This window comes from Paraburkholderia fungorum, from assembly GCF_046027215.1.
Lineage (GTDB): Bacteria > Pseudomonadota > Gammaproteobacteria > Burkholderiales > Burkholderiaceae > Paraburkholderia > Paraburkholderia fungorum_D.
Genome location: NZ_JAQQEN010000003.1, coordinates 157,948 through 184,616 on the forward strand (window position 1 = coordinate 157,948; position 26,669 = coordinate 184,616).

A 26,669-nucleotide genomic window follows, 5' to 3' on the forward strand; every position below is an offset into this window, starting at 1 on the left:
TGCGAAGTCGATCTCGAGAGCTGGCCGGTCGTTGACGAGCACGCATTGTCCGGGCCGCGACCAGTACCGGCGACGCGGACAGGCGATTCGCCTCTATCTCGAGGGCGCCAGCTCCGCGCGGATCAAGGAAGCGTGCAGTATCGGACGCGGCCAAGCCTATCGCCTGCTGACGGAGCGCTGCCTTAAGCAACATCCCGACGGGCGTGTCTATGGATGGCGTGGCGCGCTCCCCCACGAAAGAGTCAAGGCCTATTACCCGCTCAGCGCCGCTGCAACCCAACAACTGGGGAGGCGGCGCCGTCGGCTCGTTGCAGCGGGTGTTTGAGTCGCCCGGTGGACTCGGTCTCGATGCCCGTCTGCGAGACCGGATACTGGGCAAACGGGGAGACCTGGAGTCCTCGCGACGTCCCCGACTGGCCGTATTCCGCAGGTTCCTCGGCGAACTGCGCGAACGCGGCTTCGAGCGCCGGGGCGAGTGGCCATTCAACGTCGAAAAGCGCGGCTATGTCACGCTATGCCGTCACATCGACCGCGTCCTGAGCGCTCATCCCGAACGGCAGCGACAACTAGCCGGCGGTGAAGATGCGATGCGCAAGGCGCGCGTTGCAGCTTTTCGAGCGGCTGGAATGTGACGCACACAAGCTGGATGCACGCATGGTGGTCCTCGTGCCGTCACCGCACGGCGGCACCGAGCCGCGCGTCATTCACCGTCTGTGGGATGTGGCGCTGATCGAGGTCGCCTCCCGCGCGGTGCTCGGCTATCACCTGTGCCTGCGTCGCGAATGCTCCGCCGAAGACGTGCTGCGCGCGGTCAGATGCGCCCTGACTGAGTGGACGCCGCGCACGCTTCAGTTCAGCGGCGACGCGTACGTACCCGGCGCCGGATTGCCGTCGCATCGTTCGGCAGCGTTCATCGGCGCGTGCTGGAACGAGTTCCGCGTAGATGGTGCGCTTGCCAACGTGTGCGCCCGGGTCGAAGGCATACTACATGACGTGGTTGGCGCAACGCTCATCAAACCGCAGGATCCGGCGAGCTACAGCTGCCGGCGGCACTGTCACGTTGCTGAGATGACGCATGCGTGGCTTCCGCGATCCTGAACGCAGGCAGGCTTTTTTATCGAGCTTCGGTCCGATCCGTCGATACTTCGCGCTCAAGCGACACCTGTTACGCGCCTCACTCTATCGCAAACAGCTCGCCGCACGCTTCGCCGACTGGCATCGTTTCACTGAGGCCACCCCGGTTCCGTCCGTTTTCTGAGCAAGCGTGTGTCCTCTCCGCTATTGCGTCGCGAACAATTTAACGTGACAGCGCCGCAGTTCCAGATCGCGCTGCGATTCAGAGAGAAATGCGTGGGCGATTTCCGACGACCGTCGAGAAGAGAGCCAGTGCCCCGCTTCCGGTAGGAGACGCGTCAGTAGCCGGGCCGACATTCCCACATGCGCTGCGCTTCCTACTGCCCATTCAGTCTGACTGCATTCAGTTTGGGCAAGTTGATCGAAACAATTGCATGGCTCGTCCCGTAGTCCGTCGGATTATGGAACGGCCGCTAACTCAACGATCATCAGACGGTCGCGAAAACCAATTGACCGTATTTTCGTGGCCGCACTCCGCCTCCCGCGCGGTTCGTACGCAGCAATCAGTTTCTGAGCGGCACGCCCTTCCCCAACGTCCAGGCATCTTAAAACTCTTTCAAATGACCCCGCATAGATTCGGACGACGGTTCAACTCGCGCCGAATAAGCACCGACCGCAGATGCCAGACCCGTTGCCAACGCACTCCAGAACGCAACCTGCAATACGCCTGGACCACTTGCGCACCGCCAACGCGCGCGGCGGGTCCGCCGAGAATTGCCAACGAAGCCAGCGCCATCACCGCGATACCCGCTGGCACCCATTGCCGCGGTGCGAGCGCAGTGACAACAAGTGGTAAAGCTGCCCCCCGAGAAGCTGCAGGCCGAGGCAAGTGCGGCCTGCAATGGCTTTGCCGTGGTGACTTCCGACATACCCAATTCGTCGCGTGCATGTGCCCCGAGCGCGTCGTGTGCCATCAGTGCCTGCGCCACCTGTTTGGCGAGCGCCATGTCGAGACCGCGTCGCACATATATTGCCGCCAGATCCCGATGTTCGCGCGCGCCGTCCGCATCAAGCTCCGCCTGCTCTTCGGCAAGCGCTGCTTTTTCCGTATCCGCCTGTAACGAAACTGACACGTACGGCAGTCGCCATCGACATCGCGCCGGCTACCAGTCCAGCCAAGCCGGTCAGACGAGATGGCCGTGTTCAGCGTGCGCTGACGCGACGCCGACAATCAGACTTGCCGTCGAGACGATGCCATCGTTCGCGCCGAGTACCGCCGCGCGTAGCCGCCCAATTGCGTTGATGCGATGAGGTTCTGCATGTCCTTTGGGCATCGATGCCCAATATCAGTCGTTTCGATTGGCATGCTTCTGGCGCAACGGCGCCGCCCAGGGCAGCATCCGCCGCTACGCATGGTCTCCCAGAACAAATCGATGGAATAACGCCGCGCCGACATGCAGACCAATCAGAGCGAAAAGCACCCATGCAAGGATGCCGTGCACGTCGCCCATCTCGTGTCCGAAAGCCGCGCCCGGGGCGCCCAGTGCCGGATACGGCACGACACCCAGCAATCGAACCGTCCATCCTCGTGACGACGCATTGATCCAGCCGAGCAGCGGCACTAGCACGAGCGTTGCATAGAGCAGAAAATGCGTGACACGCGAGATGACGCTCAACAGCGGTGTCAAGTCATCCGGTGTGGGCCGGTGAGTCAATCGCCAGACCACCCTGATCAGCACTACGGCGACCAGCGTCGAGCCGACGCCCAGATGCCAGGCGATCAGGCCAACGGGTTGCGTGCCCTTGCGGACGTCCGGCATGGTCCAACCAATCACAAACTGCGTTGCGATCACAGGACGGTCAGCCAGTGGAGCGTACGCGCGACCGCGTCATATGCCGGACGCGTGATTTCCTGGCCCTTACTCGCTCCCGCTCCTCAATTTACCCGGAACCTCGTCGGGTTAATAAACGACCCGACCAGCGACTCTGGAATCGACTTCCGGCACATGCACGTCGTCAGCCCTAAACGATGCTAACGATCTCACCTTAAGGAAACCTGATGTTCCGCGCGGAGTCATCCGGCGGCACAGTGGCGCTATCGACGCCTGGTATGCCCGCGAGGCTATCGGGGCAATTATAGGGTCGCGAGGCCGACTTTCCAATAGAATACCCCGGAGCCATTTTCGCATCGGCATGCATTTTCACAGGCAGGCTTCTTGCTGCTCTTCTCCAGCATCATTGACTGACGCTTATCGCTGGGAACAAGCATGCGCCTTCTAGATCGTCTGGCTGCTTTAATGGTTTTGCCGCTCGCCGCCTGCGCGATCGGACCATCGGCTACAACCGATACCGGTTTCGGCGTCTCGCCCGCCATACCGGCGCCAGAATCGAAGTTGATTCCCATGGTCAACGTCGCGCCCGTTCAGGCGCGCCCGGCCGGTTTCATGCCCATCGTTCCCAACGGCTTTTCCGTCACCGAGTTCGCCACCGGGCTGGCGCATCCGCGCTGGCTTTATACGTTGCCAAACGGTGACGTACTGGTGGCGGAAAGCGATGCACCCAAAGAGCACGACGAAGGAAGTGGCATATTCGGCTGGGTCAGACGGCAGGTCATGAAGCGCGCCGGAGCGGGTGTGACGAGTCCCGATCGCATCGTGTTGCTACGCGACGCGAGCGGAAGTGGCGTCGCCCAGATGCAAACCGTGTTTCTCCGTGGCCTGCACTCTCCGTTCGGAATGGCGCTCATTGGCAATAAACTCTACGTTGCCGATACGGACGCCCTGCTGCGTTTCGACTACCCTACTGGCGCCGCGCAGATCACTGGCCCCGGGGTCAAAATTGCCGATCTGCCAGCCGGCGCGATCAATCATCACTGGACGAAAAATATCCTCGCGGATCACTCAGGCAAGCATCTCTACATCACGGTGGGATCGAATAGCAACGCGGGAGAAAACGGCGTCGACGCCGAACAGGATCGCGCACGGATCCTTGAGTTTGACGTGGATACGGGCCGCCTGCGGCCCTATGCGACAGGACTGCGCAATGCCAACGGCCTCTCGTGGCAACCGGACAGCGGCGCGTTGTGGACGGCGGTCAACGAGCGGGACGATCTCGGTAACAATCTTGTACCGGACTACATGACCGCAGTTAAAGAGGGAGCATTTTATGGCTTTCCCTACAGCTATTACGGCCAGCACGTCGACACGCGAGTCAAACCTCAACGTCCCGACGTGGTCGCCACGGCCGTCGCGCCGGACTATGCCCTCGGCAATCATACGGCTTCGCTAGGTCTTGTCTTCTACGACCGCGCGCTGTTCCCAACGCACTATCAGGGCGGCGCATTCGTTGGCCAGCATGGATCATGGAACCGCAAGCCGCGCACCGGCTACAAGGTGGTCTTCGTGCCCTTTTTCGATGGAAAGCCTGCTGGCGCTCCTGAGGATTTTCTCAGCGGCTTTCTGACGGCTGACGGCCACGCCGTGGGGCGACCTGTCGGTGTCGCGCTGGATGGGCACGGAGCGCTGCTCGTAGCGGACGACGTAGGTAACACTGTCTGGCGAGTCGCGCCGCGTGGCGACATCGACTCGGCGCACGTCTCGTCGACAGGCAAATGACCCCCTCCTCTGGCTCCTCTCCTCGACGACATCAGGGGCGTCTTGCTGGCGGCTAGAATCAGTCTGCCCACGGCTTCACGACGACTTGCGCTACGTGACTGCGAGCACGAAATCGAACCGGGCCGCCTTTTGCTCGCCGTCGTCGTCAATCGTCATCAGCAGCCGGCGATCGAACAGGGCATCGCGAGCATTGCGCCGCTCGCTAGGAAAGTACAGTTGGGTGGTAAGGATAGGCCCGTTGGGCGGCTGCACCGTCACATGGAAGTGTCGTGTGCGTCCTGGATATAGCCCCGGCACGATGGTCTCAAGGCGGTAGCGTCCCTCGCTGTCGGCGAATTGATGGCCGCGCAGCCGGAACCCCTCGACGTCGTACTCCCCGGCGTCATTGGCGTGCCAGAAATCGAGTAAGGCCCCGGACACCGGCCTGCATCGTGTCGACCACACCCGTCCGGTCAGGACGATCTTCGTTCCATTGATGCCCGGTTCGAGCAGCGACATGCGTTGCGGCGAGTGCGGCAGGAAGAATGGACCTGCCGTCTGCTGCCGGCTCGGTTCGTGTTCGTCAGTGCAGGCGGGTGTAGCTGAAACTGCATCGGCCCGGCCATAGCTTGCTTGTCCGAGGGCCAACAGCAGCAACGTGGACGGCACTGCACCCGACCTGCGAAGAAAATCGCGCCGTCCCTGGCTCATAATTCGGGTCCGCATCGTGAGCGCTCCTTGCTTCCCGCTCGATCGGCACGCTGCGCGAAGCACGCTGCGAGCCGACGAGCGTCCGTGCGGGCGCCGTTGCGGCTAACGGAGCCAGCATGCTGTACCAGCCATCGTAAGGCGAAACTTCAGGTCGGGTGAGCCATAAGAGACGTAACTGGCGAATGACTGGTCGTCGGCAGCCTTGGCATGCCGTTCATGCCATCGCGGCCGCTCCACAATGGCCGCTTCCGAGCAAGTCGAATAGGCACTGCCGACCCTCAACGGAGGGTGGGCCAGGCACCACCTGGCCGGCAGTTGCCTGGGTAGCGGTCATTCACTCCTTCAAGTTGTTCCGCAGGTCATAGGCCAAGCGGTTGTTGGCGGCGGCAACACGACGTCGGCGAATGTCCGCTGACGGGCCGCACGCGCGCATCTTTGCGTGATGCGCCGCGTGCAGCGTTATGCCTCACTGGCCCGCGTTCTCGAATGGCAGTTGCCAGACGGTCACGGTGTTCGTGTTGTCGTCGACGGCCGCAAAGCGCACGAACTCATGCTGCGGCTGCGCAAACGCGATTCCAAACGGACCGGCTGGTGCGGGGTCGATGGAAAACTGCGCGACGAAGCGGCCTTGCGGCGTAAATTCAACGATTTCGCTCGGCCGCTTCGGATCGGCGTTGACCGCGTCGCCATTCGCGACGAACAGATGGCCGTTCGGTCCGAGGCTCATCCCGAGCGGGCCGCGCAGGTGAGCGTTGTCCGAGTAGATCACCACGCCCTTGCTGCCGTCGTGCTGCGAGTTGCCCGCGCCGAAGACGGCGAAGATCGCGTTGTCGGCGGTCGACGCGACATAAAGTACATCGCGTTGCGGATCGTAGGCGAGTCCCGTGGGTCCGAGAACCAGTGCTGCCGGATCGCTGCGGAATGTGTAGCCGGAGGCGATCTTCGTGGCGCGGTTCAGATGAACGCCGCCGTCATCGACGCTGACGTCGAGCCTCGTGACGGTGCCATCCAGCACGTTTGACACAAATACCTTCGCGTGGTCGCCCTGATCGAAGATCGTCAGATCCCAGGGGCCATTGATCTTTGCCATCGTGGGCGTCCATTCCGCAATCTGGCGGCCACTTCGATTAATCACCAGCAGCGAGCCGGGCTGGACCGTTGCGGACGTGCCGTCCCTGGTCGGTACATTGCCGACCAGCACGAAGCCGGCCCTGAGCACACCGAGCGCGGTGCTCAGACCGAGACGCGTCGGACCCTGGAAGAAGGTGACCGGGTTGTCGTGCGGCACGATCTTGACAATGGTCGTGCCTTTGCCCTGAAGATTGCCGGCGCTCTGCGCGTTGTTGAAATTGGACACGAGCAGGTCACCCGCCGCGATCGTGCCGAAGCGCGGGAAGCCCTCGGGCACGAAGACGACGCCGTACGGATTGAGGTCACCGTTGGCCGGCACCGTCGACGAGGTGACGAACGAAGGCGGCAGCAGCGCCGTGAGTTCACCGGCAATGGCGATGCTCGCTGAGAAAAGCGCGAGACCCGTGCCGTATAGCGTGGTCAGCAGCAGGCTTTTCAGCGCGCGGCCTTTCCCACGGGCAACGCGCTGGCAGGGTTGCCGACCGAACCTCGGAGTAAGACTTCGCATGAGGGGATTCATGACTTGGCTCTCCACGAAAGCCGCGGGGCGGGCGCGTCTGTTGTCGCTGCACGCATCGCGTGCCGGCCGCCGCAAGCGAATTTCGCCCGTGTCCGCGTGGCGGACACTAGCACAGCAGTCCTGCGACTCGAACGGGGGTCGCACAGCGTTGGCAGCAGTGGGGCGAATGACGTAAACCAGGCAAAAGCAGACCCGCTGCCGGCCAGTGCGCGGCGAACGAGGCATGCGTCATGCACGACGAGAACTGGATCGACCGGTGGCAAACGCGAATGCGGGCGAAGGGTGTGCAGTAAACGGCTGGCAGGGGCAAAATATTCCAGCGTGATTGGCAACACTGGAGTCGCTTTCCATGCCAGTTCCCTGGTTGATGCAGCTGCTGACCGCCATCGACCGCGACATTCGTTCGGTCGCGCACGCCTCCTCACGCGAATACGTCGCCCCGATCTCCGGTCCGATCCATGCGCCGATGTTGGGCGTTCGTAATCCTCAGAAGAGGCCTGTCGAGTCCCATCACTAACCAGGTTAAAGACTCGTCGGCCACGGGCACGTCCAGACCTACACCGAGAATCCGCCACGCGGTCACTGATTGCCAGACGTAAGCTGCTTGTTGCGGTCCGTGAGAAACTGGATCAGCCCATCGACCCCGCTTTGCTGGATCTTGTCGCTGAATTGCGTACGGTAGGTCTGGATGAGCCACGCGCCGAGCACGTTCATGTCGTAGACCCGCCAACCCTGCGGTGATTTGTACAGCCGGTAGTCGATCTGCACTTGACCGTTTTTGCCTGGCGCGATTGTGCGCACCACGGCGTCGGTGTCGCTCGACTCGGCGGGCGAAGGCGGGTACTCGAATTTCTGATCCGTGCTGACCAGCGCGAGCGCGCCGGAATACGTGTGGATAAGCAACTGCTTGAACTGCTCGACCACCTGGTCCTGTTGCTCGGGTGTCGCGGTGCGCCAGAAGCGGCCCATCGCGTACTGCGTGGTGCGGCGAATGTCGACGTAGGGGAGGATGTCCCGGTTCACGATAATCATGATGCGCGGGATGTCGTCCGGCGTGAGCGCCTGCTGGCGCACCTCGTCCAGGATTTGCTGCGTCACGGTCTGGATGAGTGTCTGCGGGTCGGTCTGGTCGTTGATTTGAGCGGACCAGGCGTGCTCAGGCGCGCACAGCGACCCGATGCCGACCCCAATGGCCAGCGATGCGACGAACGCGGAACCGACAACGGTGCTTCGACAGAAGTGCTTCATCGCAAACCTCGATTCCGAGAAGGGCCCGTAGACCGCCGGAGCGGTGATGGCACGGTTCGCGCGGCGCTTCGCTGCTCATGCGGCGACGCTGGCATACCAGGTGCCTGATGGATTGCGCGAATATCCAGGGGCGGTTGCGCCAATGTACATCCCGTTGCCATCGCTTCAGGCAACGACCACGACAACACGAACGGATATGACAGGTACCCGACTGATTGTTGTCGTTTTGCTATCTTCTCTTCGTTCGTGATTGGCCAGGCGCGGAGCGCCCGGCCCCGGTGTTGAAGGTCGTAAATTCCGCTAATAGTGTCCTTTGGAGCGCTAATCGTGTCCGTTAATTCCGCTAACCGTAGACCGACGCAAAATTGGTCAGCACCGAGCGAAACTTTTCCGGTGCCTCAGCCCTTTGCAATTGCTGCAAGCAACCATCCGACACAGTCATAAGTTCCTGACAGGTTGGTCGGCGTCGAACACAGAATTCAATTCGGCATCGCCTTCGGTTGATATGGTGCGACACGTCGCCGAATCGGCGCATGGAATGTCGAGCGACGCACCTGTCCGATAGCTTTCACTTACGTTCGGTAACGCACGTCCGGCTGTCGAACCGCGAGGTACTGTCATAAGCGAACGTCCGGTTCATGTGCGGAGGATTTCATGGCTGACATCGAACACGTGTTTGTCCTGGTTATGGAAAATCGATCCTTCGATCACCTTTTCGGACTGTCAGGTATCGACGGCGTCCAACCGCCCAGTGACTCATGGGGCTTCTCCGACGGAGCCGCCGACAGGCTGACAGACGATCCGCCGCACGAATTTGACGACGTGACGCAGCAACTATCCGGTACGCCGCCCATGAGTGGATTTAGCATTGGCACGTCGGCCACTATTGCAATGAGAGGATTTCGGCCGCCCGCCCTTCCGATCGTCTCTCAGCTCGCGCAGAATTTCGTATTGTTTGACAACTGGTTCTCGTCCATGCCGGGCCCAACATGGCCGAACAGGTTCTTTGTGCATGCCGCATCATCGGGCGGCCTCGACAACAGCCCTGATGGGTTCACCAGCGGCGCATCCGTGACCATTGATAGTCTCGGTTTCGCCTTCAAAAACGGGACGATCTTTGACCGCCTGACTGCCCACGGGAAGAAATGGCGGGTCTATCACGCTGACGCATTTCCGCAGGTGCTTGCCATCAAGGGGCTCGTCGGTGGCTTCTTTCACAGGGATACCTTCCGTTCAATCGCTCCCGGTGCCGGTGATGACCCTTTCAAACGAGATCTCGCCTCCGGTTACGACATCGCATACACGTTCATTGAGCCTGACTATGGCTTACTGAGCGGCGACTTCGCCAACGGCAATTCTCAGCACCCCGTTGGTTCCATGGCTGCCGGCGAGAGTTTCATCAAGTACGTTTATGAGACGATCCGAAAATCGCCCGTATGGCAAAAGAGCGTGCTGTTGATTACATGGGACGAGCACGGAGGCTTTTTTGACCACAAGCTGCCTCCATCAGCCGAGCCTCCTGGCGACGGTAACCAAAACCAGCATCGCGCCCTGCATCCGAGACAATTCGCGTTCGATAAACTGGGGGTACGCGTGCCCGCCTTGTTGATTTCGCCTTGGGCCCCACATGGGCGATTGGGTAGCAAACTCTTCCCCTCGCCAGGTTCGTCGGACGGCGTCGCCTTCGACCATGCTTCGATCGTGAGGTCGGTACTGGAAACATTTGGGATCGACGCGCCACTCACGCACCGTGATGCCACTTCTCCATCCTGGAAAGGCGCACTTCTCGACCAATCACGAGTTGACGGTAGCGACGGGCCGTTGACGCTGGAGTCCGCGCCCACGCCGGCCCTGGACGTCGCTCCTGCAGAAACTGCTTCCGTCACTGCGAACCATATCGGCGGATTCGCAATCATCGCTCACGCATTGGACTTACAGATGGCCAAAGACAAGCAGCAAGTGGCGGCGATTCACGACACTGCGCTTTTTGCCGCCCGGCTCTATCCGGGCATAGCTACGCCCGTGGGTGACGAACTTGATCCGGCGAAGGCACAAACGCCAGCGGGACAAGCCGCTGTGAAGCCGGTTTCGCGCGAGACGCTCGTAGATTACGTTACTTATATTGCGCGAATGACCAAGGCACACAAACAGCCCTAGCCGCTGCGTTGGAGCAGCGCGTCCGCGAGCCTTTTGCTGCACGAGAGAAGGTCACCGGTACCGATGAATTCCACTACATCAAGCATGGGACTAGCCGCTGGAGCCGATTTCAACGCCGGCCAAAGTCAGCCGGGGTCGCTCCTTCGAGCGGGCGCTGAAAGCTGGCTAATGGCACTTTCTCATCAGCACCGTCCCACTGCAGGTAAATCGTCCAGTGCAATTCCATTCCTCACCTCGCTGAACAAGTGTCGAAAGTAGCTTAGGGCAAAAACGTCGTGCTCCCTCCAGTTTTTGTCCACTCCCAGGTGAGCCATGAGCGCAACGCTCCCTGCATGTATAAACCGACCGACGGCTCTGCTGCAACGCGGCCCACGAGCGGACGTTTGCGCCTGTCACTTCGCACAGTCCCTCGCAAGTCCGCTTCGCCATCACAACTGCGCCGCTGCATCGCTTCATCACTGCGTCAGGGCGTCAGGGCGTCAGGGCGTCAGGGCGTCAGGGCGTCAGGGCGTCAGGGCGTCAGGGCGTATCCAGCATCCCGCCTGACCACGCATCCATCAACATTGCCGGGCATCCCGGCCTATCAATCGCCATAGCCTCAAAGACTCCGACCGCATCGGGGCACTTCGCGGTTTCCTCCATCGAGGGTCGTTCGACGCCTGCCAGCGAAGCGCGGTGGCGCATTCACCTTCCTGCGGATGATGGCAGGCATCGAACAACCCGATATGACTGCTGCCTCATTCAATTGGTATGCACAGCTTGAGCGTGGCAGTGCCTGCGATCGACAGCACGCAACTCGATGCGGTCAACGGAGCCGCTCGAAAGCCGCCGTTCAGCGAATCAGCCACAATGGGAGACTGCTGAAAGCGAAGACGCGCAGACAGGTCTGCGCGAGCGTCGTTGCGAGTCCTGGCGAGCGGAAGCCAGTCGATCTGAATCTTGAATACGGCGGTCAGCGTGCCGTGACGCTCAGGACTGCACCACACCTGCTCCTCGGACCACTCCGACAGCTTGCGCAATTCGACGTCCTTCGGACGATTGGCCGCCACGCTCGGCAACGGACATTGGCGAACCTCCTGAGAGTCTGGCGGCGAAGATCGACAACCTGTACCAGGAATCAATCCGCGAGATCGCTTCCTACACTTCGCTGATCGACACAGCGGAATCTGGTCGCTTTTTCGAAACCAGACTGATCTGTGATGGCATCCTGTTGCACAAGTCGTTCATGGCGACGTGGCTAAGCGATCGTATCTCATCAACGAGTCAGGCGTGTGCCGACGAGAATGCAGGCGCCGCCGCCCACAGCGGATAAGCCGCATCGCGTGAGCGGTCGCAGGAGTCTACGCGTCCGACAAAATTCGCGCATTTCTGATGTTCGCAGCGCCGCGAACGACTGAAATAAGCGGGTGATCACGCTTACTATATTCGTCGAACACCATAGATCTATTACAGATCGTGTGTTAGGGCGAGCACGCGCGGTGCTGGCAGTGTCGCAGTAAGGCACTGCGGTAGAATTCGCCTCTCCAACTACATGAAGACCGGAATGTCGAAGTCGAAGACGTCGTTGCCGCCCGGAATCGGCAAGGTACTCAAGCGCCTTCACTATCCGCTTGATGTAATTTTGGTATGCGTGCGATGGTATGTGGCTTATGCGTTGAGTCTGCGCAATCTCGAAGAGATGATGGCCGAGCGCGGTGTCAACGTTGACCACTCGACGGTGCACCGCTGGGTCATCAAACTCGTGCCGCTGTTCGAAAAGGCGTTTCGCCAGTACAAGCGGCCCGTGGGGCAGAGCTGGAGAATGGATGAAACGTATATCAAGGTAGGCGGCCAGTGGAAGTATTTGTATCGCGCAGTCGACAAGGCCGGCAGCACGGTCGACTTCCTCTTGCGCGCCCGTCGTGACAAGGTCGCTGCCCGACGTTACTTCGAAAAGGCGATCGGGAACAATGGAGAACCTGAGACGGTCACCATCGACAAGAGCGGCGCGAACTTGGCCGCACTTGATGCCCTGAACGCCGAACGGGAAATGCTGATCCGGATCCGACAGGTCAAGTACCTGAACAATATTGTGGAACAGGACCATCGCGCGATCAAACGCATCATCAGGCCGATGAGGGGCTTCAAGGATTTCCGCTGCGCGCGCATCATCCTCTCCGGTATCGAGCTCAATGGAATGAACGCCTCCCACCCGTGAGCGATGGGTTTCAGCAATGAAGGTGGACCCTCACGCGCCGACGGGCATCAAAGTGCCTAGGATGGAGGATCATACAGGTCTTCCCAGGCAAAACCGGAGGTGTCCGAAATGAACCTTACGCCAGTAGGGATCGATATTGCAAAGAGCGTCTTCCAGCTTCACTACGTGGACGCCGGGACAGGTGAAATCGTGAACAGGCCGGTCAAGCGAGCCAGGTTTCTCGAATACTTTGCGAACCGGGCGCCCTGCCTGATAGGGATGGAGGCGTGTGGCGGTGCACAGCACTGGGCACGGGAGCTGATAAAAATGGGGCATCAGGTAAAGCTGATGCCTGCAGAGTTCGTCAAGGCGTTCAACATCCGCAACAAGAACGATGCGGCCGACGCCCGGGCGGTCTGGCTGGCCGTGCAGCAGCCCAGCAAGGCGGTAGCGATAAAGACCGAAGCGCAGCAGGCCGTGCTGGCGCTGCACCGGATGCGTCAGCAGCTCGTCAAGTTCCGTACGATGCAGATCAACAGCCTACGCGGACTGTTGACCGAATACGGCGAAGTGATGGGCAGGGGCCGGGCTGCGCTCGACAAGGCAATACCCGCGGTGCTGGCCAGGATATCGGATCGCCTACCTATGGTGTTGATCGATACGTTGCGAGAGCAGTGGGACGGGTTGACGAAGCTCGATGAACAGATCGCCGTGATTGAGCGGCGGCTGCGCCAGTGGATGCTGGAGGACAAGGCGGTCAAGGCGATTACCGCGATCCCAGGCGTTGGTGTGCTCACGGCGACCGCTGCGGTGGCGACAATGGGCGATGCGAAGTCGTTTAGATCAGGGCGCGAGTTCGCGGCCTGGATCGGTCTTGTGCCGAAGCAAACGGGCTCGGGAGGCAAAGTGACGTTGCTGGGTATCAGCAAGCGCGGTGATACGTATCTGCGCACGCTGCTGATTCACGGTGCGCGCAGCGTGCTGCACCACGTTAGAGAACCCGGTCCCTGGGTCGAGCAGATCAGAAAGCGCAGACCGCCGAACGTGGTAATCGTAGCACTGGCCAACAAGATAGCGCGGACGATCTGGGCAATCCTCGCCCACGATCAACCGTACCAGAAGGGGTACGTGAGCGCGAAGCCAGCCTGAACGGTTTAGCGCTGCGTAGAGGATTAACGCTTTACACAGGATGGTACGTCGAAAGGTTGCGTCGGCAATCGAGTGTGATGACAAGACAGGTTGGACCCGGACTCGCTAAACCTGAATGTGCATAAGAGCCTCGAGCTCGTGAGCTCAATGAGGTGCGAGTCAGCGGATTTCATAGGGGCCCGCAGCGGCCGTATCGGCTGCAGTAAGGCCGTATATACAGCAGCAACCAATTCTGTACGTCAAAGCAGGAAAAATTGCTTCGCAAACGGGAGGCGTTCATATATATGCACATGATCCGCAAGGGCCAGATGAGTGGCGACACCACCCGCAGTGTCGCCGTTCAATTTTACTCGCTGATTACATAAGGTATCCTAATCTGATGCCGGCTTGCTGAACCCTCATCGCTTATCGCGACACAACCTCCTCCACGACACGCCCGACGACGTCTCAAACGAGATCGGCCAGGAGATCGGCGACACCATCGATATCGTGAAGGCTGCGGAAATTCTCGAACTGATCGACACGCCAAAAGATGAAGTGAGGTTCACTGAACTGAGCCGGGCTGCAAGTTCATGGCGGCAGACCGACTCGGACGGCGTACGATCTTCGCGCAGCAGGTCTTCAGGCTGCGGATCTTTCACATCATCCTTGCGCCGCTGAACGAATACAAGGAGATCGACGCCGCTCGCGTAATCAGGAACGTCGCCAGCGCGCTTGTCTTCACAGGCTCTCTCCATCGAGCACTTCCTGGCCGAACTTGCTGTCGACATAGCAACGTATAGCAGCTGCCAGATCATCATCGGCGAGACAGGCGGGGTCATTCGCCCCTTCCGCTTCGGAGCGGTGTTTATTCTGAGGAAAAATGGCAAGACGAGACCGCTCGGCATACCCGTGATGAAATGCCGCGCCATGGAGGCGTACATCTGACCACACCGGCACTCCGTCAAACCGGCGGAAGATCGTCCATGGACTTTTCGACACTCGCGCCCGGGGGCTCAGTGTCGATCCCATCCGGGCCGTTGGTGTGCGCAACGATCTTTATTTTTGGACCGAGAAATCTCGCGCCGCCGAGGGTAAAAAGGGACCAACAAACGTCTCCCGCACGGATCGCTCTGACAACTTCCGCCACCTCGACTACTGCGGTGGAAGAAAGCCAGTCATGTGTCTTCGCGTCGATGAGAGCCCAGCGCACATGCGTGACACGGTCGGTTGCAGGGTTAATCCGTACGCCGTCGATAGCAAACGTAGCCATATCTACCTCCATCATCCTGACAACGGGAACTCACCATTATGCGCTGCCTCTTTTCTGGCTCTCCTCGACGACCCTTTTCGTGATGCTCAATCCGAGTACTGCCGATGCACAGATCGACGACCCGTCAGTCCGTCGCTGTCGCGGCTTTGGGAAAGCGACGCGCTCCAACCGCCTGGCGGCCAAGCACCTAGTAAGCTGCCCAGCCGTCCTCGCCGATTAGCGGCAGAAAGCTCACAGCGCCGAGCGAGCGCTCGTGATAATCGTGTTCGCCGCGGCGGACCAGTTTGATCAATCGCTGATGGTATGGCTCGCGCCCCACCGGCATGATGATCCGGCCACCAACCGAGAGTTGCGAACGCCACGCCCGCGGGATACACGGCCCGCCGGCTCCCGCGATAATCGCATCGTACGGCGCATGGGCGCTCAAGCCGACAGTGCCGTCGCCGAGATGAACGGTCACGTTTGAAATACCCAACCGGGCCAGCGTCTCGCGAGCGGTGTCGGCGAGCACGGGATCGCGCTCAACGGAATCAACGTGCGCCGCGATCGCGGCCGCAATTGCGGCGGCATACCCTGAGCCCGTGCCGATGTCGAGAACCCGGTCGTGCGGACTCAATTCGGCCGCCTCGATCATCTGCGCAACAATGGCCGGTTGCGAGATCGTTTGCTGACTCGCGATGGGCAACGGGCCATCGTCGTACGCGCATTCACGGAGATGCTTCGCTACGAATTCCTCGCGCGGCACATGACGCATCGCGGATAGCACGTTGAAATCACAGATGCCGCGGGCCGCGATTTGCTGCACAACCATCCGTTCCCGTGCTTCTCTGAAATCGATCATTGTGGCCTCCCGCTAGTGGGTCGCACAGGCATAGGCGGAGCCAGACCCACAGGTGCCCCCGAAACATAGCCGTAACGATACGGCGCCCGCAAGCTCCAGCCGCCCTTCGTCCCATCGGGTGTCGAATGCATCCGTAAGGCTGGCGCAACCTGCTCATATCGAGCCGCGCTCGCGATCTGCCCACTTCGAAGCAGGGTGTTTGAGGCGCTCGGCACGCATTGCCGGCCCCCGGCAAACGACGGCCGGGGAACGGCACCCAATCAGAAAGATGCCAACTCGCGCGGTGTATTTCGCACGCGGATCGTGAGACAACGCACGCGTGACTGGATCCTTCCCCTGCTAGACTTCAGATATATACAGAGGGGACGGCCATGCACGCACAACCCGCTCACTATAAGCGGGCGACAATAATCCCCGTCGCCTCGCTGTCGTCACGTGGATATGCAGCAATGGCTATCGTCACCAGTCCGGTCGGCAAACAAAGGGCCTTTGGGCCGATGGGCTATTTCCCTACCGAGAAGGCCGCGTGCGAATTCGCAGTCTCCTACGCGAAAACGTGCCTTGACGGGCGGAGGGCGCGGAGGCTCACATCCAGGGGCTGACAGGTGTGTCGGCATCCTCCAGCCTCTCCCGAGCCCCTGCAAACTCCCTACGCCGGCGCTCGCCTTATCTATTGGCAACTCCGCGCTTCCCGCAATATTCAGCAGATCAAAGGTAGCAAGTGCATCCTCTGGTGTCATGGCCTCCCGCCAATCAATTCAATCTGGAGGCCCGCCCGAACGTGCGAGGTTTTTAATTCTGACGGCATAGTCAATGCCTATGGTGCATCCAGCCCATGTGATGGGTATCGAGCCACTGAGTCATTCTCTCGCTATGGTGGTCGCGCATGTAACGTCGCGCCAGCATGACCGTAACGGCCAGCACGACCACCAGGCCCACTACAAAGCTAATCATTGACTGAGTCATGGCAGCCTCCCCGCCTGATTGCGACCATGCTTACATTGTAGTGTCGTGGTCCGTATATCGGATGGCAAGTTACAGCTGAAGCAAGTCGTCGATTTCGTCAAGATCGGGTGCTCAGTGACGCCGCCGGCGGGCACGCCTGATCTGTAGATCATTGTGTCGGCCCTGGTGACATTCGCGTCCGACAGTTCCTGCAGAAACGCTATTCGGAATTCGGTGCATTCCCGCAGCGCAGCATACTTCGGCACGCTGCCAGCGACAAAATCGGCAGCTTGATTGCCCTAGCAATTCCACTTAAAAACTCGCAGATCCTGTTCGAACGAACGAGGCCACCTCTGAGATTGCAGTCCGCGCCGGGATAGAATTCAATCGGACTCCCTTTCATGACGTTGCTCGCGGACGCGGGCGTGCAGCACGCGTCAGGCGTTACCGCTTCGCGCCAGCCGACGCCTGCTCGGCGCGACGGGCAGCCTTCGAGGCCACTGCCGTCGCAGCCTCAAAGTTGCTTTCGGCGAGTTGTACCGCTTGCTGGCCGGTTTTCTGCAGCGTTTCGACCAGTGTACTGGTGGTAGCAATCGCCGACTTCCACGCGGCGATGGCGGCTTCGGAGCCCGCTGGCGCGTTCCTGGCAACGTCCTCGACGAGCACCTGCAGGCGGCCGCTGTACGCCTCGTAATACGTCTGCGCAGTGTGCACACATTCGGCCTGCGTAGCCGAGACGATCTCGAGCACCTGACGACTGTACGATTGCGCTTTTTCCGCCATCGGCGTGGCAATGGCAGCCTGCAGCGCGAACCACTCCTGCGGCTCGTTGGCGGAAAGCGCTTTTAGCGTGTTCTCCCGGGTTTCCGCCAAGGTCGACCTGATTGCCGTCAGATGCAGCGCTGCCAGCTTCCCGGTGCCCTCGACAAACTGACTGGTCAGGCCGAAGAGAATGCCGAGGTTGGCTCGCTGGGCCGCAGTGAGTTGTTCGGGTGTCAACAGACTCATCATGAAGCTCCTGAATGGCGATCCGGCACAGAATCCAGAGACGGGCCGGCAGGATCGCGTGAATAGATCAACGAAAGTGTGGGCATCGCAGGCAACCCGGACCTCGCGCGTCCTCCAGTCGGCCCTGCCATCTCCCGCACGACCGGTGAAGTAAGGCGTTCTGGCTCCGCCGCCTGGTCCAGACAGGCTCCAACCGACGCAACTACCTCTGCCAGGCGGTACGACAGGTGCGGCAGCGGTTCAGCTGATCCGGGCGACGGCCTGGAGAATGGAATTCCCATCACAGGTGATGGAAAAACGCTCTCCTCCGGACGCCAGTTTCTCCAGCGCGACGAGTTGGTGCTCCAGCAGGGCGTCCAGTTCGGTGCGATCGAGTCCGGCCGGATCGGAGGCGTCCTTGACGAGCATCAAGGTAGCCAATTCATGGGGGCTAAGCATACGCGTCTCCCAGGTGAACGGGATCAATGGCGCCGGAACGGGATGAATACCCACTGTTACGCAGACGGCGCGCGCTGGATTCGGCAACTCAAGCAGCTTCAAGTGCAAGTCTGCCGCATGGCCGGGCGTATACCGCGATTCCGGAATCCTCATCTTAGTAATTTTTTGACTTTTTGTCAGATGATTGTGCGCCAGCACGCAAATTCAGCTCAGGGACGTCTACGGCTCCCCTGGATGGGGGCGCTCAGACCCAGACCGGAAGGCCTGACATGTAACGCCGCCTCGCAGTGGGTTGTGCGGTGCATGCGTCCTTACTACCGGGCGAAAGCGGTGCTGCACCGGACGTGGTACCGACTTTTAGCTGGCTGTTGGCGCCGGCCTCGGCTCCGGCGGTCATTTCACGGACGGCGGTTTCATCGGTCCAGCAAATAGTGCGCAGTCGAAGAAGGAATCGTCCAGTTCCATTATTTCCTCGTCGCCGAGGAGGACCACAACTAATTGCCGTGAACCGTTCCCGGGCACGTCTGCAACTTTCCCGACGGTTTGCTTTGGCGACCGGTCGTCCGTAAATCGCACCCAGTAGTATCCCGGTACTACAGGTCGCGTGTCGGTCCATTCCATGACTGATAACTCCCGAGACTCCGCGTAGCTGATCGCTACCCCATGCCCGATTGCATCGCCGCGGCGTAGACGGCAGTTGCACGGCAAGTAGCGACCAACCGTAGGTGATGGCGAGAGTGTGTCCTGTGAGTTCTTCAACGCGAGAAGAAGAGTTCAGGCGTCGTCGTGGGCGAGGGAGGAAGACAGCTCGCGGCGGGCTACGGCCTGGGCGAGCAAAGTTCTGGTCTTGGCCTCGAAGGTCTGCACGGCGTCGGCGCATGGACATAAGGGTTCCAGCGGGCCCGAACACGAACAGAATTCGCATACCATTCAACCGAGTACGCTCTGAGTCCCACGCTGCTGCCAAATCTCCTCCCGTCACTCAGTGCCCGGAAAAAACAAGGGGACGCCGATCTATGCAACAACGCCACATCGTTCATACATTGCATTTGCACCAGAACCAGCAACGCCAGGTTTTTTGCAGGAGACTTCGATGCGAATTTTGATCCTTGGAGCAGGCGTGCTCGGTGTCACGAGCGCCTGGTATCTGGCGCGCGCCGGCCATGAGGTGGTGGTGCTTGATCGCCAACCGGCTGTGGCGCTCGAAACCAGCTTCGGAAACGCCGGCCAGATTTCACCGGGCTACGCGTCGCCGTGGGCCGGGCCAGGCGTGCCCGCCAAGGCCATCAAATGGCTACTGCAGAAGCATCCGCCACTGTCACTCCAGCCGGACGGCACCTTGTTTCAGATGCAATGGCTGACACAGATGCTGGCTAACTGTACTAAAAGGCGTTATGCGGTCAACAAGGCGCGCATGGTGCGGCTCGCCGAATATAGCCGCGACTGCTTCGTGGCGCTGCGCAACGATACCAATATCACCTATGAAGGTCGCCAGCAGGGCACGCTTCAAGTCTTTCGCACGCAAAAACAAATGGACGGTACCGCCAAAGACATCGCCATTCTGAAGGCGATGGGTGTGTCTTACGAGTTGTTGTCGCGCGATGAACTGGCTCGCGCCGAACCGGCGCTTGAAGGCTCAAAGAATAAACTGGTCGGTGGCTTGCGTTTGCCAGGAGATGAAACCGGTGACTGCCATGTGTTCACCACCAAACTGGCCGAGATGGCGAAAACACGGCACGTGCAGTTCCTGTTCAAGCGCAGCATCGATGGCCTGGTAGTCGAAGGAGGCACGTTCAAGGGCGTACATTCCAGCGGCGAAACATTGACTGCAGACGCTTGTGTTGTGGCACTGGGCAGCTATTCCACTGCACTGCTGCGCGGCCTGGTTAGCATTCCGGTCTATCCCGTCAAGGGCTATTCAATCACTGTGCCGATTACCAGCACGGCGCAGGCACCGGTCTCGACCATTCTCGACGAAACCTACAAAGTCGCGATCACCCGCTTTGAGGATCGAATCCGCGTGGGCGGCATGGCCAATCTGGTGGGCTTCGACAAGGAACTGCACGGCACCCGGCGCGAGACGCTGGAATATGTTGTCACCGACCTGTTCCCGCATGCTGGCGACGTGGCACAAGCCAGCTTCTGGACTGGCCTGCGGCCTATGACCCCAGACGGCACGCCGATTATCGGCCCGACTGCGATCAAGGGTCTATGGCTTAATACCGGCCACGGCACTCTGGGCTGGACCATGTCCTGCGGCTCGGGACAACTGCTGGCGGATTTGATGTCGGGCACAACGCCGGTGATTATCGCCGACGATTTTGCGGTCAGTCGCTACAAGAACTAACCGGACAGGCAGCAGGACCTGTTCGGTGTCACCGCCTGTTTTTGCTTATGCGCTCCCATTGAACGGCTGGCCGGGGTCGACCCCACATGCGTCACTCGCGATGGATCTGGGTGACCTTACCCCTGACCTGCGCGTGGTGATGTCACTGGTTCGGAACAACGAATGAGCAATCGACGAACGTGTGCGCACGGCGCTCGCCTTAGGCGAAAGCCTCCTCAGGACACGCAAATTCAAGCGGCTCGGGATGACTTGCAATCACGTATCCCGGCCCGAAGTGACCTTCCCGATGAACGTACCAGGTGACGGCATAGCGTGGCTCGACACCGTTGAAGGAAAGCGTGGTGTACTGTACGACGGGAGCGTTAAAAACTTAGGGGTATTGGGTTCGGTATTCGCTCGAAGAGCTTGATCAACTCCGCGCCTCGTCCGATAGCGGCGGCTCCGGCTTCTTGTATCTCGCAAGTCGTTGGACAAGGTCACCGTTGATCACGGCACATCGCAACTGAGCCAGGAGGTGAACTCCTTGCGGTGACCAACGCATCTGTTGTCGCTTGCACATACGCTGATTGATCACCTGGTTCACCGCTGACTCCGCCGTCGCAGTCGAGACCGTTTTGTGCTGACGATGTCGCGCTCCATAGTTGATTGTCAATCCTCCATTTGCTTCGACATATGCGACAAGCTCCCTCGCACGGTAATCAAGTTGAGCGAGGCTTTCTGCAGCCCCTGGTGTCTCGGCGGCGTTGTCAAGTTGGTGGGCCGGTCGCGTAAGATGGCGTTGAAGAAAGCAAAATCGCTCTACCACGGTCATCGTTTCCCAGCATCGGTCATCTGCCACGCAGTTCGCTGGTATTTTCGATTCCAGTTGAGCTTACGCGACATCGAGGAACTGCTCTTCGAGCGCGGTGTAACCGTGACATATGAAACGATCCGATGCTGGTGTGACAAGTTTGGTAAGGGCTTTGCTCATCGGGTAAAAGCAGCGCGACGCAAGCCGGGTAGCACGTGGCACCTCGACGAGATGTTCGTCGCGCTGCGTGGCGAACCATACCTGCTGCGGCGTGCGGTCGACGAGCATGGCGCCGAACTTGACATCCTGCTACAAAAGCGGCGCGACAAGGCCGCAGCCAAACGGTTCTTCAAGCGTGTGCTGCGCTCGAGCCCGATGCCGCGTAAGATCGTCACCGATCAGCTGCGAAGTTATCCGGCCGCAAAGGCCGAAATTCCACAGTTGGTGAACGTGAAGCATGTGTTCGTTAAGGCGGCCGCCCGCCTGAACAATCGCGCGGAGAACAGCCACCAACCAACACGCGAACGCGAGCGTCGCATGCGCGGCTTTCGCGACCCGAAACGCACGCAAGAATTCCTCTCATGCTTCGGGCCGATCCGGCAACATTTCGCACTGAAACGGCATCTGCTACGCGCCTCACTTTATCGCAAACAACTCGCAGCCCGGTTCGTTGCATGGTGCGAATTCGCCGAACTCGCCCAAAATCCGTCGACTAGCTTCTGACCCGTCGTCGCACCTGCCATCGTGCCGTCTCGCACTCGGCAAGTTGACAACGCCGATACCGCCGGTTCCTAGATCACGACCACTCATGACGGCGCGACACTGACCGCGTGTCGCTCTTTAAGGCTTGCAGAATCAGGATGCGTGAGCGTGTATCCCCGGGATTTGAGACTCGCATCTGGCAATGAGCAGGCCCGCACATGATTCAGGTGTTTTCGGCTCGCTGTCCGTCGGAGATCCGGTCCAGAGGTGACTCCATCGATACCTTTGGTTGGGCGCACTCGAACAGGGTCGACGCTACGGGATCTGAGCCAACGACAGCTGCAGAGGACGACCTGTGTGCATGCAGATCAGAAACCCAGCGGCCCACCGGTCGACGAGAACAGGGACACGTCGGGGGAACGTCGCTATCGCAAATGAGGTCCCCGCGCTATTGCGATAGCGAATTGAACGAACGCCTTCTGCGAGTGACAATAGCCCGGTATGTGACTGCATGACACGGACGACGACCGTGCAGAAAAATGTTCAGCTTGCATATCGGTCAGCCGAGCAATCAACGCTGGACCAACGCCGTATCCAGGGCAGCGATATGCCCACTCGCAATGAGGGAAAAGACTCGGCGAGGTCCTCTACGGACGGCATTATTGCAAACCCTACGTGTCTCAGGTAGTCGCACGCCCAGTTGTATCGCAGGACATTTTCGGGATCGGCAGGCAATATATTATTTAAGGAGAAGTGGCCATCGGCACTCCACGTTTGGATCAGGGCGACCACGGTTCCGCATAACGCCAGCACGGCATTTCGCAATGGGACACGTAGCGTGCGCTGCCCGACCAGCGTGAACTCCAATGCCCGAATACCGATTGGGCAGGCTATCGGCGCACAGACCGTGTGATCGCAGGCGTATCGTTTTTCCATCCAGCACCGAAGCACAAGGTAAGCAACTTCGCATGTGTCACGGCAACTGACTGCATAGCGCCCTCTCCCTTCATGAATGGCACGATGAAAAAGACGCAGACGCCGCGAAAGACACTGGCCTCGGGCATAGCGAAAGTTCTGAAGCGACTTCACTATCCGCTCGAAGTGATATTGGTCTGCGTGAGATGGTACGTGGCCTACTCGCTGAGTCTGCGTGATTTCGAGGAAATGATGGCTGAGCGCGATATTTCAGCCGATCATTCGACCGTGCACCGCTGGGTGATCAAGCTGATGCCGTTGCTCGAGAAAATATTTCGCAAACACAAAAGGCCAGTCGGCAAAAGCTGGCGGATGGACGAGACCGACCTCAAGCTCAGGGGCCATTGGAAGTATCTTTACCGTGCCGTGGACAAGGCCGGCAACACCATCGACTTCCTGCTGCGTGCCCATCGCGACAAGACTGCAGCGCACCGCTTCTTCGAGAAAGCGATTGGCCAGAACGGCGCCCCGCAGACGGTCAACATGGATAAGAGCGGTGCCAGTCTGGCCGCCCTCCAGGCCATCAACGCCGCACGCGAAACACCCATCCGCATCCGTCAGGTCAAGTATCTGAACAACCGCATCGAGCAGGACCACAGGGCCGTCAAACGCCGAACCCGGCCCATGCTCGGTTTCAAGGATTTTCGTTGTGCGCGCATCATTCTGGGCGGCATTGCGGTGATGCACATGATCCGCAAGGGGCAAATGAAATACGCGAAAGGGAACGGTGCGTCCGCCGCACGGCAATTCTATTCCCTCGCCTCATAAACGATCACGGCCCGTGCACTCCGCTCGCCCCTCCGTCCTTATCGCGACAGAGCCAGGTCGCAAAGCCAGCGACAAACAGAATGAACACGACCTGACCTCCTGCTTGACGCTGTCCACCCGTGTCCGACGGACGGACGCGGGTAACCGTGACTGGGCACTCTTTACCGCCTTCACGCCATCCGGCAGCACCCCTTCCGATAACAGCCGGGGCGGCCTTGATGGCCGTTGCCGGAATATTGCGCACAGGTACGAAATATTGCGCAACATTTTCGCACCCGTGCGAAGGGTTATCCGCAATCGACCTCGGCTCTAGCTGTCCGATCCCGACTCTCCGCAGTGACAGGTGCCGCCCGACGGTCTCCTTTTTCGAGAACATCGGGGGCCTTTCACGGTATCGATCGTGAGGGTTACCCGCCCGGGTTACCTGCAGTCTGTGGAAGGGGTTACCTGACACGGCGCTTAACAGTAGGTAACCCGGGGAGATCCCATTCATGAAGTGCTAGTTCTCGGCACAATATGTCAGGCACCGATGCACAGCAGTTGACGGCACCATTAAGGGTGGTAGGCTTCGCCTGAACGGGGTGAATGGCCACAGCAGGCAAAGCCGGGCTGGTACCACACAAAGAGCCATGACATCGACTAACAGCCGCACGCCAACGAGATCGGACGACACGAAGACCGCCTATGAGAAGCGGTACCTTCAACTGCGCAGCCGTTTCATGCGATCCCTTGACCGGAACGAGATCGCGCCGGATGAGGTCGTGGCCCATCTGATCTTGTTGAAGCCGGATCTCACGCAGAAAACGTGGAAGAACTACAAGTACTCGGTCCTGCATTACCTTGAGACCTACCACCCCGACCGCGACATCGCTATCAACGAACTGAAGGCGCAATCGTCAAGCGGGTTGCAGAAGACGTCGGTTCGAGGCAGCGGCGCCAAGATGAAACAGGTGCCGGCCGCTACGCGGGCGGCGATCTGCTACGCGCTGGAACAGCGCGCCAAGCGCGGACACAAGTACGCGCGCGGCCTTCGCTCCGTGTGCGAAGCCACTCTGTTGACCGGGCTGCGGCCAAACGAGTGGGCGTTTTCCGAGTTGGGCACGCATCCGGAAAGCGGCCGCCCGATTCTGACGGTCCGCAACTCGAAGCACTCGAACGGCCGCGCCAACGGTGAATACCGTGAGATGTACGTCGACGGGTTGACCGGGGAAGAGCTCGATCACGTCCGGAAAGCCCTCGAATGCTGTCGGTGTGCGTCCGCGGAGGACGCGAGCAAGCTGCTGCTCGCGCTGCGTCACGAATTGGAGGCCGCACGCGGCGTCGATCTGTCGCCGCGCCGTCGGGCGAATTCGAGCGTGACGCTCTACTCCTTCCGACACCAGTTCGTCGCGAATGCGAAGCGGACGTTTTCGGATCCGGTGCTCACGGCGGCTGTGTGCGGCCACTCCAGTACGAAGACCGCACACGAGCATTACGGCAAGCGGCGCAACAGCCAGAGCACCGTGCGCGTCTATCCAACCGAGGCGAGCGTCCAGGCGGTGCACACGCGCCACCTCGAAATCTACAGCGACTTCGTCGCACGTCTCGGGGGTCCGCGTCTATCGGCACCGACTCGGTAATGTCGACTTCACGGGAGCAAGGCTTGGCTGAATTCAAATCGATCAGGAGACGGCTCATCGATGCCATCCGGCGCTCCCGCGCCCGTCCTTCGGAATCGTCCACGGCGGAGCCGTTCGCGGTACCAGACGACATGATGAAGCGCGAGACCACCGGTGCCGCGATCGACGCTTTGCACCTTAAGCTCAAGTTCATCGTGGGCGGGATCCCCGAGGAGCACGAGTGGAAATCCTGGGTAAAGGGTTTTGGCGATGCCGACCACCGCATGCTCGATATCGTCAAAGACGAAACCCCTGTGCGGCGAAGTTCAGCGACCACTAACCTGACCTCTGGCGAGATCTTCGCCGTCAGGTCGGTATCTGACACCCGGGGCCGCAGGTCACGTGGACGGCGCGCCGCGCTAGTGCCGGTCTGACGGCACCTCCTTTTGCCGTTTGAGGCGCGCCGCGCAAGCAATTTTTCGGGCATCTGCCTTTGGCAGTAGCCGCACGTATTTGTCCTTGGCGTATCAGCCTTGAAATCCACGCATCTGTCATGTCGCGTCGATCCTCCGGGGCGACACGGATCGCAACGCTTCGAAATGATGCGAAATATTTCGCATCATTTCGCACCGGTTCGCAACATTCCGCGTCAGCGCGTAATTGGTCACCAGAATCGCGACCAGCCCCCCACTGAAATCAGCTTCGGTCAGGACCTTGCTCTCGAATCCGAAGCCGGAAAGCCCTTCGGCATCGGGCCCGTCGACGTCCCGGAGCGACGCGGATCGCACCTCTCCACGTCGACAATTAATGTTGCGCATTATGTCGCACCGGTTCGCAACATTCCGCGTCAGCGCGAGAGCGGTCATCAGAATCGTGACTAGCCCGCGATTGAAATCAGCTTCGATCAGGATCTTGCTCTCGAATCTGTAGTCGGAAAGCACTTCGGTATCGAGCCCCGTCGATGTCCGGCCCGAATCGAGATGAAATGGCTGAATCCAGTCTGATTCCGCGCTTTCAAAGATCACTCCGTAGCGCTCTCCTACGCCGGTATCCTCCACGGCAAAAACGATCCCTCTGTTATGCGCAACATTTCGCATACATACGCACCAATGCGAAATGTTACGTATTGTTTCGTATACGTGCGTAATATTTCGCAGGATTTTCATTTCTTTAAAATACTGCATTTATCGACGTTGAAATCGTGTCGACTGGAATCAAATAGCATTTGTGTGTTTTCTTCTAAAAA

Annotated in this window: 22 protein-coding genes and 7 pseudogenes; 14 read left to right on the forward strand and 15 right to left on the reverse strand. The window is 59.8% G+C overall.

The window, feature by feature from the left end; genetic code table 11:
• The first annotated feature begins 218 nt into the window (after positions 1 to 218).
• The 3 genes and pseudogenes from PQR27_RS36505 to PQR27_RS36515 form a co-directional block, all read left to right on the forward strand.
• Positions 219 to 632, forward strand: a complete 414-nt coding sequence (locus tag PQR27_RS36505; protein WP_408528535.1) for a hypothetical protein — start codon at positions 219 to 221, stop codon at positions 630 to 632.
• A gap of 22 nt (positions 633 to 654) precedes the next feature.
• A complete protein-coding gene (locus PQR27_RS36510; protein ID WP_408528536.1) occupies positions 655 to 1,098 on the forward strand; it encodes a hypothetical protein in 444 nt (147 codons plus the stop codon).
• Positions 1,073 to 1,258 (forward strand): annotated as a pseudogene (locus tag PQR27_RS36515) (IS6 family transposase); the annotation flags it as partial. The gene PQR27_RS36510 and the pseudogene PQR27_RS36515, both read left to right, overlap by 26 nt.
• A gap of 421 nt (positions 1,259 to 1,679) precedes the next feature.
• On the opposite strand, the pseudogene PQR27_RS36520 reads toward PQR27_RS36515, so the two are convergent.
• Positions 1,680 to 2,408 (reverse strand): annotated as a pseudogene (locus PQR27_RS36520) (VIT1/CCC1 transporter family protein).
• Positions 2,409 to 2,480: 72 nt separating this feature from the next.
• Positions 2,481 to 2,983 (reverse strand): annotated as a pseudogene (locus PQR27_RS36525) (cytochrome b).
• A gap of 358 nt (positions 2,984 to 3,341) precedes the next feature.
• Between PQR27_RS36525 and PQR27_RS36530 the strand changes: the two are divergent.
• Positions 3,342 to 4,688 (forward strand): PQQ-dependent sugar dehydrogenase, encoded by a 1,347-nt coding sequence (locus PQR27_RS36530; protein WP_408528537.1) that lies wholly within the window; start codon positions 3,342 to 3,344, stop codon positions 4,686 to 4,688.
• A 90-nt stretch (positions 4,689 to 4,778) separates the two neighbouring features.
• Here PQR27_RS36530 and PQR27_RS36535 read toward each other — a convergent pair whose 3' ends face one another.
• The 3 genes from PQR27_RS36535 to PQR27_RS36545 all read right to left on the reverse strand — a co-directional run bounded on the left by PQR27_RS36535 (position 4,779) and on the right by PQR27_RS36545 (position 8,277).
• On the reverse strand, positions 4,779 to 5,186 hold the full coding sequence (locus tag PQR27_RS36535; RefSeq protein ID WP_408528538.1) for a dioxygenase family protein: 408 nt from the start codon (positions 5,184 to 5,186) through the stop codon (positions 4,779 to 4,781).
• Positions 5,187 to 5,844: 658 nt separating this feature from the next.
• Complete coding sequence (locus PQR27_RS36540; RefSeq protein ID WP_408528539.1) at positions 5,845 to 7,017, reverse strand: NHL repeat-containing protein; 1,173 nt, start codon at positions 7,015 to 7,017, stop codon at positions 5,845 to 5,847.
• A 591-nt stretch (positions 7,018 to 7,608) separates the two neighbouring features.
• Complete coding sequence (locus PQR27_RS36545; RefSeq protein ID WP_408528540.1) at positions 7,609 to 8,277, reverse strand: MlaC/ttg2D family ABC transporter substrate-binding protein; 669 nt, start codon at positions 8,275 to 8,277, stop codon at positions 7,609 to 7,611.
• A 654-nt stretch (positions 8,278 to 8,931) separates the two neighbouring features.
• Here PQR27_RS36545 and PQR27_RS36550 point away from each other — a divergent pair.
• Entirely contained in the window at positions 8,932 to 10,434 is a 1,503-nt protein-coding gene (locus tag PQR27_RS36550; protein WP_408528541.1) for an alkaline phosphatase family protein, read from the forward strand.
• 914 nt (positions 10,435 to 11,348) lie between these two features.
• Here the strand turns inward: PQR27_RS36550 and PQR27_RS36555 are convergent.
• Positions 11,349 to 11,486: pseudogene (locus PQR27_RS36555) on the reverse strand (NAD(P)H-dependent oxidoreductase); the annotation flags it as partial.
• Between the two features lie 479 nt (positions 11,487 to 11,965).
• Between PQR27_RS36555 and PQR27_RS36560 the strand changes: the two are divergent.
• The 3 genes and pseudogenes from PQR27_RS36560 to PQR27_RS36570 all read left to right on the forward strand — a co-directional run.
• Positions 11,966 to 12,604, forward strand: a pseudogene (locus PQR27_RS36560) (IS6 family transposase); the annotation flags it as partial.
• 135 nt (positions 12,605 to 12,739) lie between these two features.
• Positions 12,740 to 13,759, forward strand: coding sequence for an IS110 family RNA-guided transposase (locus tag PQR27_RS36565; RefSeq protein WP_408528542.1), 1,020 nt, complete (start codon positions 12,740 to 12,742; stop codon positions 13,757 to 13,759).
• 284 nt (positions 13,760 to 14,043) lie between these two features.
• Positions 14,044 to 14,124: pseudogene (locus PQR27_RS36570) on the forward strand (IS6 family transposase); the annotation flags it as partial.
• A 33-nt stretch (positions 14,125 to 14,157) separates the two neighbouring features.
• Here the strand turns inward: PQR27_RS36570 and PQR27_RS36575 are convergent.
• Both PQR27_RS36575 and PQR27_RS36580 read right to left on the reverse strand, forming a co-directional pair.
• Complete coding sequence (locus PQR27_RS36575; RefSeq protein ID WP_408528543.1) at positions 14,158 to 14,682, reverse strand: hypothetical protein; 525 nt, start codon at positions 14,680 to 14,682, stop codon at positions 14,158 to 14,160.
• A gap of 20 nt (positions 14,683 to 14,702) precedes the next feature.
• Positions 14,703 to 15,011: a hypothetical protein gene (locus PQR27_RS36580; RefSeq protein ID WP_408528544.1), complete on the reverse strand. Its 309-nt coding sequence runs from the start codon at positions 15,009 to 15,011 to the stop codon at positions 14,703 to 14,705.
• Here PQR27_RS36580 and PQR27_RS36585 point away from each other — a divergent pair.
• A complete protein-coding gene (locus PQR27_RS36585) occupies positions 14,935 to 15,231 on the forward strand; it encodes a DUF1643 domain-containing protein (protein WP_408528545.1) in 297 nt (98 codons plus the stop codon). The two genes, PQR27_RS36580 and PQR27_RS36585, sit on opposite strands and share 77 nt — an antisense overlap.
• Here PQR27_RS36585 and PQR27_RS36590 read toward each other — a convergent pair.
• The 5 genes from PQR27_RS36590 to PQR27_RS36610 form a co-directional block, all read right to left on the reverse strand.
• Complete coding sequence (locus PQR27_RS36590) at positions 15,199 to 15,852, reverse strand: protein-L-isoaspartate(D-aspartate) O-methyltransferase (RefSeq protein WP_408528546.1); 654 nt, start codon at positions 15,850 to 15,852, stop codon at positions 15,199 to 15,201. The genes PQR27_RS36585 and PQR27_RS36590 overlap by 33 nt on opposite strands.
• Positions 15,853 to 16,662: 810 nt before the next feature.
• Positions 16,663 to 16,806 (reverse strand): hypothetical protein, encoded by a 144-nt coding sequence (locus PQR27_RS36595; RefSeq protein ID WP_408528547.1) that lies wholly within the window; start codon positions 16,804 to 16,806, stop codon positions 16,663 to 16,665.
• A 435-nt stretch (positions 16,807 to 17,241) separates the two neighbouring features.
• Positions 17,242 to 17,805: a TIGR01841 family phasin gene (phaP, locus tag PQR27_RS36600; protein ID WP_408528972.1), complete on the reverse strand. Its 564-nt coding sequence runs from the start codon at positions 17,803 to 17,805 to the stop codon at positions 17,242 to 17,244.
• Positions 17,806 to 18,045: 240 nt separating this feature from the next.
• Positions 18,046 to 18,243 carry a hypothetical protein gene (locus PQR27_RS36605; protein WP_408528973.1) on the reverse strand — a complete coding sequence of 66 codons (198 nt, stop codon included), beginning with the start codon at positions 18,241 to 18,243 and terminating at the stop codon, positions 18,046 to 18,048.
• Between the two features lie 393 nt (positions 18,244 to 18,636).
• Positions 18,637 to 18,864 (reverse strand): hypothetical protein, encoded by a 228-nt coding sequence (locus PQR27_RS36610; protein WP_408528548.1) that lies wholly within the window; start codon positions 18,862 to 18,864, stop codon positions 18,637 to 18,639.
• Positions 18,865 to 19,336: 472 nt separating this feature from the next.
• On the opposite strand from PQR27_RS36610, the gene PQR27_RS36615 reads away from it, so the two are divergent.
• Positions 19,337 to 20,590, forward strand: coding sequence for a D-amino acid dehydrogenase (locus PQR27_RS36615; protein WP_408528549.1), 1,254 nt, complete (start codon positions 19,337 to 19,339; stop codon positions 20,588 to 20,590).
• A gap of 460 nt (positions 20,591 to 21,050) precedes the next feature.
• Here the strand turns inward: PQR27_RS36615 and PQR27_RS36620 are convergent.
• Positions 21,051 to 21,332: pseudogene (locus tag PQR27_RS36620) on the reverse strand (ISKra4-like element ISBte2 family transposase); the annotation flags it as partial.
• A gap of 30 nt (positions 21,333 to 21,362) precedes the next feature.
• Here PQR27_RS36620 and PQR27_RS36625 point away from each other — a divergent pair.
• The 4 genes from PQR27_RS36625 to PQR27_RS36640 all read left to right on the forward strand — a co-directional run bounded on the left by PQR27_RS36625 (position 21,363) and on the right by PQR27_RS36640 (position 25,857).
• The gene (locus PQR27_RS36625; RefSeq protein ID WP_408528550.1) at positions 21,363 to 22,103 is read left to right on the forward strand and encodes an IS6 family transposase; all 741 of its coding nucleotides are present in this window, start codon (positions 21,363 to 21,365) and stop codon (positions 22,101 to 22,103) included.
• A gap of 999 nt (positions 22,104 to 23,102) precedes the next feature.
• Entirely contained in the window at positions 23,103 to 23,825 is a 723-nt protein-coding gene (locus tag PQR27_RS36630; RefSeq protein ID WP_408528551.1) for an IS6 family transposase, read from the forward strand.
• A gap of 719 nt (positions 23,826 to 24,544) precedes the next feature.
• Entirely contained in the window at positions 24,545 to 25,444 is a 900-nt protein-coding gene (locus PQR27_RS36635) for a site-specific integrase (protein ID WP_408528552.1), read from the forward strand.
• A 23-nt stretch (positions 25,445 to 25,467) separates the two neighbouring features.
• A complete protein-coding gene (locus PQR27_RS36640; protein ID WP_408528553.1) occupies positions 25,468 to 25,857 on the forward strand; it encodes a hypothetical protein in 390 nt (129 codons plus the stop codon).
• A 117-nt stretch (positions 25,858 to 25,974) separates the two neighbouring features.
• Here PQR27_RS36640 and PQR27_RS36645 read toward each other — a convergent pair whose 3' ends face one another.
• Positions 25,975 to 26,520: a hypothetical protein gene (locus PQR27_RS36645; protein ID WP_408528554.1), complete on the reverse strand. Its 546-nt coding sequence runs from the start codon at positions 26,518 to 26,520 to the stop codon at positions 25,975 to 25,977.
• Positions 26,521 to 26,669: the final 149 nt, after the last annotated feature.